We start from the raw sequence: 12,083 nt of genomic DNA, 5'->3' as shown, positions 1-12,083 counted from the left end.
AGGCCAGCCCGTTTACCGGGCTGGCCTTTTTTATTGGCTTGCGTTGGGTGTTTGGTAGGAGCTGGCAAGCCGGCTCCTAAGGTCGGCTTGTTCAGGTCTCAGCGAACGTTGAGCACGATGCCGACCCGGGTCAGCCATTCGGCTTCCAGGGCGAAGTCGGCCTGGGTCAGCTGGTTTTCATCCAGCCAGTTTTCCGGGAACTCCACATCCAGATGGTCGCCTTCGGCGCTCAGGCTCACCTGAGGCATCTGCTGGGTGCCACGGATGTGATGGAACAGGATGGCGAAGCGCAGCAGCACGCACAGGCGGATCAGCTTGATGCCGTCATCGCCGAACTCGGCGAATTTTTCCTTGGGAATGTTGCGGCGGTGGCCGCGCACCAGCAGCGCCAGCATCTGCTGGTCTTCCCGGGAGAAGCCGGCCAGGTCCGAGTGCTCGATCAGGTAGGCGCCATGCTTGTGGTAGTGGTAGTGAGCGATATCCAGTCCCACTTCGTGGACCTTGGCGGCCCAGCCCAGCAGCTCGCGCCAGACACCGTCCTCCAGGTCCCAGTCCGCCGCCACCTGGTCGAAGGCGCGCAGGGCCTTGCCTTCGACTCGCGAGGCCTGCTCCAGGTCCACGTGGTAGCGCTCCATCAGCGAGCTGAGGGTACGTTCACGGACGTCCTCGTGATGATGGCGGCCCAGCAGGTCGTAGAGCACGCCTTCACGCAGGGCGCCTTCGCAGTGGTCCATGCGCTGCAGTTCCAGGGCGTCGAAGATGGCTTCGAGAATCGCCAGGCCCGCCGGGAAGATCGCCCGCCGATCGGGCTTGATGCCTTCGAAGTCGATTTTCTCGGCATCCCCCAGCTTGAACAGCTTGCGCTTGAGCCAGGCCAGCCCCTCGGCGTTGACCTCGCCACTGCCCTGGCCGCCGGCCTTGAGGGCCAGGCCGATGGCGCGGATGGTTCCGGAAGAGCCGATGGCTTCGTCCCAGGTCAGGCGATGCAGGGCATGTTCGATGCTCATGATCTCCAGCCGCGCGGCGGTGTAGGCCTGGGCGTAGCGGGCTGGGGTGATCTTGCCATCGCGGAAATAGCGCTGGGTGAAGCTGACGCAGCCCATCTGCAGGCTTTCCCGCAGCAGGGGTTCGAAGCGCTGGCCAATGATGAATTCGGTACTGCCGCCACCGATGTCGGCGACCAGGCGCTTGCCCGGGGTATCGGCGAGGGTGTGGGACACCCCGAGGTAGATCAGTCGGGCCTCTTCACGGCCGGAGATGACCTCCACCGGGTGGCCGAGGATCTCCTCGGCGCGGCGAATGAACTCGCCACGGTTGCGGGCTTCACGCAGGGCGTTGGTGCCGACGATGCGTACGGTGCCCGGTGGCATGCCGTTGATCAGTTGGGCGAAGCGCTTGAGGCAGTCGAGCCCGCGCTGCATGGATTCTTCGTTGAGCTGGCGTTCTTCGTTGATTCCGGCGGCCAGTTGAACCTTTTCACCGAGCCGCTCGAGAATGCGGATTTCACCGTTCCGGGCCTTGGCCACGACCATGTGAAAGCTGTTGGAGCCCAGATCGATCGCGGCGATCAGGGACAGATTCTTGGCTTGGGATTGGGGCATGGTTGGGGGTCTCGGTCGATAACCTCGCCATCCTGCCACGATCAACGGCTCGCGCCAACGCGCAGTGTCCAATGCGTTGATTCAACGCATAAAACCCTCGGCAGGCTGTGCTGTCGCTGTACGCCGGCCAGCCGGCTCCTACGACACGGGAGCCTCAAGCCTGCTCGGTGCTGCCAATGAAGTTCGCCAGCTCGGCGGTCTGCGGATGAGCGAACAGGTGCTTGGGATCTCCTACTTCATGCACCTTGCCCTGGTGCATGAACACCAGCTTGTCGCCCACTTCCCGGGCAAAGCGCATCTCATGGGTGACCATGATCAGGGTCATGCCGTCCCGGGCCAGTTGGCGCACCACGCTGAGCACTTCATTGACCAGTTCCGGGTCCAGGGCCGAGGTGATCTCATCGCACAACAGCACCTTGGGCGACATCGCCAGGGCTCGGGCAATGGCGACCCGTTGCTGCTGGCCGCCGGACAGTCGATCCGGAAACGCATCGAACTTCTCCGCCAGGCCAACCCGGGCCAGCATCTGCCGCGCCAGCTCGGCAGCCCGGGCCTTGGGCACCTTCTGCACCACTTGCGGGGCCAGCATCACGTTCTCGCCCACGGTCAGGTGAGGGAACAGGTTGAACTGCTGGAACACCATGCCGACCTTCTGTCGCAGGCTGCGCAGATCGGCGCGGGCGGCGTCCAGGTACTCGCCGTCAACCTCGATCACCCCGTCGTTGATCGACTCCAGGCCGTTGAGGGTGCGCAGCAGGGTGCTCTTGCCCGAGCCACTGCGACCGATGATTGCCACTACCTGGCCCTCCTCGATGCTCAGGTCGATGCCTTTGAGCACATGGTGCTCGCCGTAATATTTATGCAGGGCGGAGATTCTAAGCAGAGGCATGCAGTTTCCTTTCCAGGTAGCGCGCGCTGAGGGACAGGGGGTAGCAGAGCAGGAAGTAACCGAGGGCCACCAGGCCGTAGACCATGAAGGGCTCGAAGGTGGCATTGGCCAGCATGCCGCCGGTCTTGGTCAGCTCGGTGAAACCGATGATCGAGGTCACCGCGGTGCCTTTGACCACTTGCACCGAGAAACCCACGGTGGGCGCCACGGCGATACGCAGAGCTTGCGGCAGGATCACGTAGCGCAGTTGCTCATAGGGATTGAGCGCCAGGCTCGACGAGGCTTCCCACTGCCCGTGGGGGATCGACTCGACGCAACCGCGCCAGATCTCTGCCAGGTAGGCGCTGGTGAACAGGGTCAGGGCGATAGCGGCCGCCAGCCAGGGCGAGATATCCACACCCAGCAAGGCAATACCGAAGAACACCAGGAACAACTGCATCAACAGCGGTGTGCCCTGGAACAGCTCTATATAGGTGCGGGCGAAGGCGCGGGCAAAGGTCTTGTCGGAGATCCTCAGGGTCATGACCAGGAGGCCGATCACACCGCCGCCAACAAAGGCCACCAGGGACAGCAACAGGGTCCACTGCAGGCCGCTGAGCAGGTTGCGCAGGATGTCCCAGAAGGTGAAGTCGCTCATCGGCCGTTCCTCAGGATGTAGCGTTGGCCGAACCAGTTCAGTAGTTGGCGGATCAGCAGGGCCATGCACAGGTAGATCAGGGTGGTCAGGGCGTAGGTTTCAAAAGCGCGGAAGTTGCGCGACTGGATGAAGTTGGCGGCGAAGCTCAGCTCCTCGGTGGCGATCTGCGAGCACACCGCCGAGCCCAGCATGACGATGATGATCTGGCTGCACAGGGCCGGCCAGACCTTGCCCAGGGCCGGCAGCAGCACCACGTGCCGAAAGGCTTCGAAGCGGCTCATGGCCAGGGCTGCGGCGGCTTCCAGCTGGCCCTTGGGAATGGCCTGGATGCCGGCGCGGATGATTTCCGTGGAGTAGGCGCCGAGGTTGATCACCATCGCCAGCACCGCCGCCTGCCACTCGGAGATCTGCAGGCCCAGGGATGGCAGGCCGAAGAAGATGAAAAACAACTGCACCAGGAACGGCGTGTTGCGGATCAGCTCGACGTAGACGCCGAAGATCGCCGCCAGGGGCTGCATCTTCCAGGCCCGCACCAGAGCCCCGACTATCCCCAGGCTGACCCCCAGCAGGGTGCCTATGGCGGTCAACTCCAGGGTGAACAGGGCGCCGCGTAGCAGCAGGCCGGTATTTTCCAGCACCGGCAGGAAGTCGAACTGATAAGCCATGCTCAAGCTCCGGGGCGCCGATCAGAGGTCAGCCGGCAGCGGCTCTTTGAGCCACAACTGGGAGTTCTTCTCCAGGGCGCCGTCAGCCTTGGCGGCACTGAGGATCTGGTTGACCTTGTCCAGCAACTCCGGCTGGTTTTTGTTGACGCCGACGTAGACTGGGGAGTCCTTGAGCTTGATCTTCATCGCCGGGATGCGTTTCGGGTTGCGCTGGCTGATGGCGACCATCACCACGTTACCGCTGGCGATCAGGTCGACCTGGCCGGCGAGGTAGGCGGCGATGGTGGAGTTGTTGTCCTCGAAACGCTTGATGGTCGCACCTTGTGGGGCCACGGCGCTCAGCTCGATGTCTTCGATGGCGCCTCGGGTGACGCTGATGGTCTTGCCCTTGAGGTCGTCAAGGCCGGCGATGGCTGCCTCGGGCGGGCCGAAGACTGCGAGGTAGAAGGGTGCGTATGCCTTGGAGAAGTCGATGACCTTTTCCCGTTCCGGGTTCTTGCCGAGGCTGGAGATCACCAGATCCACCTTGCCGGTGGTGAGGAACGGAATGCGGTTGGTGCTGTTGACCGGGGTCAGCTCCAGCTTGACCTTGAGCTGCTCGGCCAGCAGGCGCGCGGTGTCGATGTCCAGGCCCCGGGGCTGCATATCCGGGCCCACCGAGCCGAAGGGCGGGAAGTCCTGAGGCACGGCGACCTTGAGGGTGCCGCGGGCCACCACGTCGTCCAGGGCATTGGCCTGGGCTGGGGCCTGGGCCAGCAGCAGGCTGGCAAACAGGGCAGAGAGCAGGGCGCTACAGCGTTTGGTCATGGCGAATCTCCGCAAGTCGTGGGAAGTGGTTTCTGTGTGGCGACAGAGCACAGGCCATGCCAACACGCGGAAAAGGCCCTGGAAATATGGGTTTTATTGGCTTTGGTCGGTCTTACTGGTCTGAACAGTTGGGTGTTTTTTCGCACTCGGATCGGGCATGGGGTCGTACCCTCGAACCCCCTTGGGGCACGACTTGCCGGGTTCGGCGAATAGCTTTACAAGGGAGCTTTTCCTGCACTGGCCAGCCTCAAGCCCATGAATTCGATTACTCGTGCCGTACCCGAAGTGGCGCTGCAAGCCATTCGCCAGTTGATCAGCGAGCAGGGCTTCGGCCCCGGTGATGCGCTGCCTTCGCAGCGGGATCTGGCGCTGCAGTTGGGGGTCAGTCGGGCGTCGCTGCGTGAGGCGTTGTCATCCTTGAGCGCGCTGGGGGTGATCAGTGTGCAGCCGGGCAAGGGGGTGTTCGTCCAGGCTCCCGAGGCAGCGGCAGCCGGTGCCGGCTTGAGTTGGCCGTTCGCCGCTCAGGCTTCGCCTGTGGATATCTTTCAGTTGCGCTATGCCCTGGAGGGGTTTGCCGCGGGGTTGGCGGCAGTGACCCTGACCGCCGATGAGCTGGATGCCCTGGAAGACAATGTCGAGGCCATGCGTCGCCAATTGCGGGTCGGGGATTTCGAGGCGGCGGCGCGGCTGGATTTCGAGTTCCACCAGAAGATTCTCCTGGCCAGTGGCAACCAGGCGATGTTGAGCATCCTCAGCACCAGCGCCGAGATCTTCCTGGAAAGTCAGAAACTACCGTTCATCCGACCCGAGCGGGCCATGGAGACGTGGCAGGAGCACCGCAAGATCCTCCGCGCGCTGGCCCGGCACGCTTCGGGGGCGGCACAAAAGGCCATGCAGGAGCATGTGCGCAATGCCGCTCTGCGCACTGGAATCGCCTTTGTCACCCCCACATCTTCGTGAGCTGAGCTATACCCAAACTCATGGGGCACCATAGTTAGAGTCAATCATCTCCGGCTTCCTGAACGCGGGAAGGGCGGATATGATGGGCCACGTTTTTTTGCTTACAACCTGGAGAATTCCATGAGCAGCGATCTTATCAAACACGTCAGCGATGCCAGCTTCGAGGCCGACGTACTCAAAGCCGAAGGCGCTGTACTGGTCGACTACTGGGCTGAGTGGTGCGGCCCATGCAAAATGATCGCTCCGGTTCTGGACGAAATTGCTGAAACCTACAAAGGCAAACTGACCGTTGCCAAGCTGAACATCGACGAAAACTCGGAAACCCCGGCCAAGCATGGCGTGCGTGGTATTCCGACCCTGATGCTGTTCAAGAACGGCAACGTCGAAGCCACCAAGGTCGGCGCACTGTCCAAGTCGCAGTTGGCAGCGTTCCTCGACGCCAACATCTAAGCGTCGATTTTCAGTGCCCTGGAAAAGCCCCGCAAAGCGCGGGGCTTTTTCGTAATTGAGGGCTAGACGCTCCGAAACTCAGGTGTTACATTCGGCCCCGCACTGGTTTCTCCAGTGCCCCCTGCAAGCCGTCGCCGACGCTCTCCTTTTCGAATAAGTACGCGATCCTGTCGCCTTCTCTGCGGCGCGGCCTCATTAAGCCAAAAGCTTAATTTCCCCCCTCTATAAATGATTACGTCATTCCTATATGAATCTGACTGAACTCAAGCAAAAGCCGATTACCGAACTGCTCGAATTGGCCGAACAGATGGGCATAGAAAATATGGCCCGTTCGCGCAAGCAGGACGTGATTTTCTCCCTGCTGAAAAAGCACGCGAAAAGCGGTGAGGAAATCTCCGGTGATGGCGTGCTGGAGATCCTCCAGGACGGCTTCGGCTTCCTCCGCTCCTCCGACGCCTCCTACCTGGCCGGCCCGGACGATATCTACGTCTCGCCAAGCCAGATCCGTCGCTTCAACTTGCGTACCGGTGACACCATCGTTGGCAAGATCCGCCCTCCGAAGGAAGGCGAGCGGTACTTCGCGCTGCTCAAGGTCGATACCATCAACTACGACCGTCCCGAGAACGCCAAGAACAAGATTCTGTTCGAAAACCTGACGCCGCTGTTCCCGACCGTGCGCATGAAGATGGAAGCCGGCAACGGTTCCACCGAAGACCTGACCGGTCGTGTCATCGACCTGTGCGCTCCGATCGGTAAAGGCCAGCGTGGTCTGATCGTTGCTCCGCCAAAGGCGGGCAAGACCATCATGCTGCAGAACATTGCTGCGAACATCACCCGCAACAACCCTGAAGTTCATCTGATCGTGTTGCTGATCGACGAGCGTCCGGAAGAAGTGACCGAGATGCAGCGCACTGTGCGCGGCGAAGTGGTTGCCTCCACCTTCGACGAGCCGCCAACCCGTCACGTGCAAGTGGCCGAGATGGTGATCGAGAAGGCCAAGCGCCTGGTCGAACACAAGAAGGACGTGGTGATCCTGCTGGACTCCATCACCCGTCTGGCCCGTGCCTACAACACCGTGATCCCGAGCTCCGGCAAGGTCCTGACTGGTGGTGTGGATGCCCACGCCCTGGAGAAACCGAAGCGTTTCTTCGGCGCCGCGCGGAACATCGAAGAAGGCGGCTCGTTGACCATCATCGCCACCGCGCTGGTTGAAACCGGCTCGAAGATGGACGAAGTGATCTACGAAGAGTTCAAGGGTACCGGCAACATGGAACTGCCCCTGGATCGCAAGATCGCTGAAAAGCGCGTCTTCCCGGCCATCAACATCAACCGTTCCGGCACCCGCCGCGAAGAGTTGCTTACGGCCGACGACGAACTGCAGCGCATGTGGATCCTGCGCAAGCTCCTGCATCCCATGGATGAAGTCGCTGCCATTGAGTTCCTGGTCGACAAGCTGAAACAGACCAAGACCAACGATGAGTTCTTCCTGTCGATGAAACGCAAGTAAATCGATCAGGCCAGCAAGAGCCGGGGAAACCCGGCTTTTTGCTATCTGACATTCTCTATTCTGAACCTGTGGGTTCGGCGCTAAACTGCCTGCCCCGAATGCCACGGCGAAAACGAGGCTCACGCATGCAGTATCGCGACTTGCGCGACTTTATCAGCGGCCTGGAACAGCGCTCCGAACTCAAGCGCATCCAGGTTCCGGTGTCCCCAGTGCTGGAAATGACCGAGGTCTGCGATCGCACCTTGCGTGCCAAAGGCCCGGCCCTGTTGTTTGAAAACCCCACCGGTTATGACATCCCCGTGCTCGGCAACCTGTTCGGTACCCCCGAGCGTGTGGCCCTGGGCATGGGCGCCGAAGCCGTCAGCGAACTGCGCGAGATCGGCAAGCTGCTGGCGTTCCTCAAGGAGCCGGAGCCGCCCAAGGGCTTGAAGGATGCCTGGTCCAAGCTGCCGATCTTCCGCAAGATCATTTCCATGGCGCCCAAGGTGGTCAAGGATGCGGTCTGCCAGGAAGTGGTGATCGAAGGCGACGACGTCGACCTCGGCATGCTGCCGGTGCAGACCTGCTGGCCAGGCGACGTCGGTCCGCTGATCACTTGGGGCCTGACGGTGACCAAGGGGCCGAACAAGGACCGGCAAAACCTGGGCATCTATCGTCAGCAGGTAATCGGCCGCAACAAGGTGATCATGCGCTGGTTGAGCCATCGTGGTGGCGCCCTGGATTACCGCGAGTGGTGCGAGAAGCACCCGGGCCAGCCGTTCCCGGTGTCCGTGGCCCTGGGCGCGGACCCGGCAACTATCTTGGGCGCCGTGACCCCGGTGCCGGACAGCCTCTCCGAATACGCTTTCGCCGGCCTGCTGCGGGGCAACCGCACCGAACTGGTGAAGTGCCGTGGCAACGACCTGCAAGTCCCGGCCACCGCCGAAATCATCCTTGAAGGGGTGATCCATCCCGGCGAGATGGCCGACGAAGGCCCGTACGGCGACCACACTGGCTACTACAACGAAGTCGACAGCTTCCCGGTGTTCACCGTGGAGCGCATCACCCATCGCATCAAGCCGATCTATCACAGCACCTACACCGGCCGGCCGCCGGATGAGCCAGCGATTCTCGGCGTGGCGCTGAACGAAGTCTTCGTGCCGATCCTGCAGAAGCAGTTCCCGGAAATCACCGACTTCTACCTGCCGCCAGAAGGCTGCTCGTACCGCATGGCGGTGGTGACCATGAAGAAGCAGTACCCGGGCCACGCCAAGCGGGTAATGCTGGGGGTCTGGTCGTTTTTGCGACAGTTCATGTACACCAAGTTCGTTATCGTCACCGACGACGATATCAATGCCCGGGACTGGAACGATGTGATCTGGGCCATCACCACGCGCATGGACCCCAAGCGCGACACGGTGATGATCGACAACACCCCGATCGACTACCTCGACTTCGCCTCGCCGGTGTCCGGCCTGGGCTCGAAGATGGGGCTCGATGCCACCCACAAGTGGCCCGGAGAAACCACCCGAGAGTGGGGCCGGGTCATCGTCAAGGATGAGGCGGTCACCCGCCGGATCGATGCCATCTGGAATCAGTTAGGAATAGATTGATGCGTGTAACCTTGCAGCCCTCCGGAGCGGTGCTTGAGACGCTGCCCGGCGAGCGGATTCTCGATGCGGCGCGGCGCTTGGGCTATGAATGCCCGCAGAGCTGCCGCAATGGCAACTGTCACGTGTGCGCGGCCCTGCTGGTGGAGGGCAGTGTGCAGCAAGCCGGCGATGTGCGTGATCATGGTGAGTTCTACACTTGCATTGCAGAGCCGCTGGAAGACTGCATTGTGCTGTGGGATGGCGTCCTTGCGCTGGGAGAGTTGCCGGTGCGCAGCTTGTCGTGTCAGCTCACTGAGTGCCTTGAGGTCGGCGGCGATGTCTGGCGGGTCAGGCTGCGAGCGCCGGCCGGCAAGCCACCCCGCTATCATGCGGGCCAGTACCTGATGCTGGAGCGGGATAACGGCGAGAAGTCGGCCTTCTCCCTGGCATCAGCGCCCCATTGCGGGCGTGATCTGGAGCTGCATGTGCTGGTGCGCGAAAACAGTGCGCAGAGCTTGATGGAGCAGTTGCAGCGCAACCGCATGGCTCGGGTCGAATTGCCTTTTGGCGACACTCACCTGGCCGAGTTGCCGCAGGGCCCGCTGGTGCTGATCGCTGCCGGTACCGGTATGGCGCAGATGCACAGCCTGATCGAGCACTGCCGAGCCAAAGGCTTCAAGTATCCGGTGCACCTGTATTGGGGCGTACGCCGGCCGGAAGATTTCTATCAGTTGGAACACTGGGATGAGTGGCAGCAACTGCCTAATCTCTATCTGCACAAGGTGGTCAGCGACCTGTGCGGTTGGGAGGGGCGCTGCGGCATGCTGCATGAGGCCGTTTGCGAGGACATCACCGACCTGTCGTCGGTGCATGTCTACGCCAGCGGCTCGCCAGCCATGATCTACGCCACCCTGGACGCTCTGGTGAATGCCGGGATGGATGCCCATCAGATGCGTGCGGACGTGTTCGCCTACGCCCCGCGGCCCTGACTGCATCGGGTCCGTGTCCTTCGTTATAACTCTGTATATAGCCCATCGGTATTTATCTAATTAAATAAATGCCGGTAGGTTATATATAAGCCTTCAACTTGAGTGCTGCTCTAGTGGCACTTAACTTGCCTTGAAACTTATGTGTCTTGTAGTTACTGCCAAGCGTTCTATTAAGTAACTTCTTTTACGCGGGGAGCCGAACGCTATTCGCCATGACAGCCCTTGAATCCAGTTATCTGAATCTGGCTTACCCTCCGCGGCTCGATCTGGGGCCGCAGCTGACCCACGAACAACTTCTCAGCTCCATGCAGTCCACCATGGCCCGGCACAAGGGCGGCCCGGTCTGGCTGTTTGCCTACGGTTCATTGATCTGGCGCCCGGAGTGTTCGGCGGTCGAGCGCATGCGTGGCCGGGTGCATGGTTATCATCGCGGTCTGTACCTGTGGTCCCACGAGCATCGCGGCACGCCTGAACTGCCGGGGCTGGTGTTTGGCCTGGATCGTGGCGGCTCCTGCAGCGGCTTCGCCTACCGGCTGCCGGAGGAGCATCTGGATGCCTCGTTGTATGCCCTGTGGCAGCGTGAAATGCCTTATCCCTCTTACCGTCCGCACTGGCTCAACTGCCGTCTCGAGGATGGCAGTCAGGTCCAGGCCCTGGGTTTTGTGCTGGAGCGGCACCTGCCCAGCTATGCCGGCAATCTGCCGGATCATGTACTGAGCCAGGTGTTCGAAAGCGCTTGCGGGCGTTATGGCACCACCCGCGATTATGTTGAACAGACCATTCAAGCCCTGCGCAGCCACGCCATGCCGGATCGCAACCTGGAGGCACGGCTCAAGCGCTGCAAGGGTGCTGTGGCCTATTGACGGAAGCCGGCCTCAGCGGACCTGCACCACCACTTTGCCCACTGCCTTGCGCTGCCCCAGATCATCGATGGCCCGGGCGGCTGCCGTCAGAGGATAGACCTGGGACACCAGCGGCTTGAGCTTGCCTTCGGCGAACCAGCCGAACAGCTGCTGGAAGTTCGCCGCGTTGTCCTGAGGCTGGCGCTGAGCGAAGGAGCCCCAGAACACCCCCACCACCGCCGCGCCCTTGAGCAGCGCCAGGTTCACCGGCAATTCGGGAATGCGCCCGCTGGCGAAGCCCACCACCAGCAGGCGACCGTTCCAGGCAATGGAGCGGATGGCCTGGTCGAACAGATCACCGCCCACCGGATCGTAGATCACGTCGGCACCGTTGCCATCGGTCAGGCGCTTGATCTCGTCCTTCAGGTTGCTTTCGCTGTAGTTGATCAACTCATCGGCACCGGCGGCCTTGGCCACGGCGAGCTTTTCTGCGCTGCTGGCGGCGGCGATCACCCGGGCGCCCATGGCCTTGCCGATTTCCACCGCCGCCAGCCCGACCCCGCCCGAGGCACCGAGCACCAGCAGGGTCTCACCGGGCTGCAGGTTGCCCCGTTGCTTGAGGGCGTGCATCGAGGTGCCGTAGGTCATGCTGAAGGCGGCAGCGGTGTTGAAGTCCATGGCGGCGGGAATGGGCAATACGTTGTAGCCCGGCACCGCCACCTGTTCGGCAAAACTGCCCCAGCCGGTCAGGGCCATGACCCGATCGCCGACCTTGAGATGGCTGACTTTCTCGCCCACTGCGCTGATGACACCGGCCGCTTCGCCGCCCGGGGAGAAGGGGAAGGGTGGCTTGAACTGGTATTTGCCCTCGATGATCAGGGTGTCCGGAAAATTCACCCCTGCGGCATGCACGTCCAGCAGGACCTCGTTCTTCTTCGGCACGGGACTTGCGACCTCTTCCAGCACCAGCGTTTCGGCGGGGCCGAAGGCTTTGCACAGCACGGCTTTCATCAGGGCTATTCCTTTGGGAGTGGTGGCCGATAAGTGTAGGAGTGTGAATCAGGCGGTCAACGAGCATGCCCGGCCCTGATGGTCAGCCATAAGCTTGTGCTTGGGCTCAGGCGGGCGGGCCTTTATGCTAGGCCGCAAACCGGATTAAGGAGCG

At 61.8% G+C, this 12,083-nt stretch carries 12 protein-coding genes; 6 read left to right on the top strand and 6 right to left on the bottom strand.

What is annotated here, in order from left to right; translation table 11 throughout:
* Positions 1-98 precede the first annotated feature (98 nt).
* The 5 genes from ppx to DWF74_RS14525 form a co-directional block, all read right to left on the bottom strand.
* Positions 99-1,601, bottom strand: coding sequence for an exopolyphosphatase (gene ppx, locus DWF74_RS14545; RefSeq protein ID WP_102881245.1), 1,503 nt, complete (start codon positions 1,599-1,601; stop codon positions 99-101).
* 154 nt (positions 1,602-1,755) lie between these two features.
* Positions 1,756-2,490 carry an amino acid ABC transporter ATP-binding protein gene (locus tag DWF74_RS14540; protein ID WP_115581183.1) on the bottom strand — a complete coding sequence of 245 codons (735 nt, stop codon included), beginning with the start codon at positions 2,488-2,490 and terminating at the stop codon, positions 1,756-1,758.
* Positions 2,477-3,127, bottom strand: coding sequence for an amino acid ABC transporter permease (locus tag DWF74_RS14535; protein WP_102862200.1), 651 nt, complete (start codon positions 3,125-3,127; stop codon positions 2,477-2,479). Before DWF74_RS14535 ends, DWF74_RS14540 begins: the two co-directional genes overlap by 14 nt.
* The gene (locus DWF74_RS14530) at positions 3,124-3,792 is read right to left on the bottom strand and encodes an amino acid ABC transporter permease (RefSeq protein ID WP_115581182.1); all 669 of its coding nucleotides are present in this window, start codon (positions 3,790-3,792) and stop codon (positions 3,124-3,126) included. Before DWF74_RS14530 ends, DWF74_RS14535 begins: the two co-directional genes overlap by 4 nt.
* Positions 3,793-3,813: 21 nt before the next feature.
* Positions 3,814-4,599, bottom strand: a complete 786-nt coding sequence (locus tag DWF74_RS14525; protein ID WP_102862198.1) for a transporter substrate-binding domain-containing protein — start codon at positions 4,597-4,599, stop codon at positions 3,814-3,816.
* A 255-nt stretch (positions 4,600-4,854) separates the two neighbouring features.
* Here DWF74_RS14525 and DWF74_RS14520 point away from each other — a divergent pair, with 255 nt between their 5' ends.
* The 6 genes from DWF74_RS14520 to DWF74_RS14495 all read left to right on the top strand — a co-directional run bounded on the left by DWF74_RS14520 (position 4,855) and on the right by DWF74_RS14495 (position 10,939).
* Positions 4,855-5,559, top strand: a complete 705-nt coding sequence (locus DWF74_RS14520) for a FadR/GntR family transcriptional regulator (protein WP_110652930.1) — start codon at positions 4,855-4,857, stop codon at positions 5,557-5,559.
* A 120-nt stretch (positions 5,560-5,679) separates the two neighbouring features.
* The gene (gene trxA, locus DWF74_RS14515; protein ID WP_016967174.1) at positions 5,680-6,009 is read left to right on the top strand and encodes a thioredoxin TrxA; all 330 of its coding nucleotides are present in this window, start codon (positions 5,680-5,682) and stop codon (positions 6,007-6,009) included.
* A 247-nt stretch (positions 6,010-6,256) separates the two neighbouring features.
* Positions 6,257-7,516 (top strand): transcription termination factor Rho, encoded by a 1,260-nt coding sequence (gene rho / locus DWF74_RS14510; protein WP_017125454.1) that lies wholly within the window; start codon positions 6,257-6,259, stop codon positions 7,514-7,516.
* A gap of 125 nt (positions 7,517-7,641) precedes the next feature.
* Positions 7,642-9,108 (top strand): 4-hydroxy-3-polyprenylbenzoate decarboxylase, encoded by a 1,467-nt coding sequence (gene ubiD / locus DWF74_RS14505; protein ID WP_011064155.1) that lies wholly within the window; start codon positions 7,642-7,644, stop codon positions 9,106-9,108.
* Entirely contained in the window at positions 9,108-10,076 is a 969-nt protein-coding gene (locus tag DWF74_RS14500; RefSeq protein WP_102862196.1) for a CDP-6-deoxy-delta-3,4-glucoseen reductase, read from the top strand. The genes ubiD and DWF74_RS14500 overlap by 1 nt, the downstream gene beginning before the upstream one ends.
* A 212-nt stretch (positions 10,077-10,288) precedes the next feature.
* Positions 10,289-10,939: a gamma-glutamylcyclotransferase gene (locus DWF74_RS14495; RefSeq protein WP_102862195.1), complete on the top strand. Its 651-nt coding sequence runs from the start codon at positions 10,289-10,291 to the stop codon at positions 10,937-10,939.
* A 12-nt stretch (positions 10,940-10,951) separates the two neighbouring features.
* Here the strand turns inward: DWF74_RS14495 and DWF74_RS14490 are convergent, their stop codons facing one another.
* Complete coding sequence (locus DWF74_RS14490) at positions 10,952-11,929, bottom strand: NADPH:quinone oxidoreductase family protein (protein WP_115581181.1); 978 nt, start codon at positions 11,927-11,929, stop codon at positions 10,952-10,954.
* Positions 11,930-12,083: the final 154 nt, after the last annotated feature.

This window comes from Pseudomonas protegens, from assembly GCF_003363755.1.
GTDB classification, from domain to species: domain Bacteria; phylum Pseudomonadota; class Gammaproteobacteria; order Pseudomonadales; family Pseudomonadaceae; genus Aquipseudomonas; species Aquipseudomonas danubii.
This window is presented reverse-complemented; position numbering and strand designations above follow the sequence as displayed.

What these genes read in the sequence shown, in the direction of transcription:
- ubiD (WP_011064155.1), top strand. Translation starts at nt 7,642, where the DNA reads ATGCAGTATCGCGACTTGCGCGACTTTATCAGCGGCCTGGAACAGCGC.
- DWF74_RS14525 (WP_102862198.1), bottom strand. Translation starts at nt 4,599, where the DNA reads ATGACCAAACGCTGTAGCGCCCTGCTCTCTGCCCTGTTTGCCAGCCTG.
- DWF74_RS14520 (WP_110652930.1), top strand. Translation starts at nt 4,855, where the DNA reads ATGAATTCGATTACTCGTGCCGTACCCGAAGTGGCGCTGCAAGCCATT.
- rho (WP_017125454.1), top strand. Translation starts at nt 6,257, where the DNA reads ATGAATCTGACTGAACTCAAGCAAAAGCCGATTACCGAACTGCTCGAA.
- DWF74_RS14530 (WP_115581182.1), bottom strand. Translation starts at nt 3,792, where the DNA reads ATGGCTTATCAGTTCGACTTCCTGCCGGTGCTGGAAAATACCGGCCTG.
- trxA (WP_016967174.1), top strand. Translation starts at nt 5,680, where the DNA reads ATGAGCAGCGATCTTATCAAACACGTCAGCGATGCCAGCTTCGAGGCC.
- DWF74_RS14500 (WP_102862196.1), top strand. Translation starts at nt 9,108, where the DNA reads ATGCGTGTAACCTTGCAGCCCTCCGGAGCGGTGCTTGAGACGCTGCCC.
- DWF74_RS14490 (WP_115581181.1), bottom strand. Translation starts at nt 11,929, where the DNA reads ATGAAAGCCGTGCTGTGCAAAGCCTTCGGCCCCGCCGAAACGCTGGTG.
- ppx (WP_102881245.1), bottom strand. Translation starts at nt 1,601, where the DNA reads ATGCCCCAATCCCAAGCCAAGAATCTGTCCCTGATCGCCGCGATCGAT.
- DWF74_RS14535 (WP_102862200.1), bottom strand. Translation starts at nt 3,127, where the DNA reads ATGAGCGACTTCACCTTCTGGGACATCCTGCGCAACCTGCTCAGCGGC.
- DWF74_RS14495 (WP_102862195.1), top strand. Translation starts at nt 10,289, where the DNA reads ATGACAGCCCTTGAATCCAGTTATCTGAATCTGGCTTACCCTCCGCGG.
- DWF74_RS14540 (WP_115581183.1), bottom strand. Translation starts at nt 2,490, where the DNA reads ATGCCTCTGCTTAGAATCTCCGCCCTGCATAAATATTACGGCGAGCAC.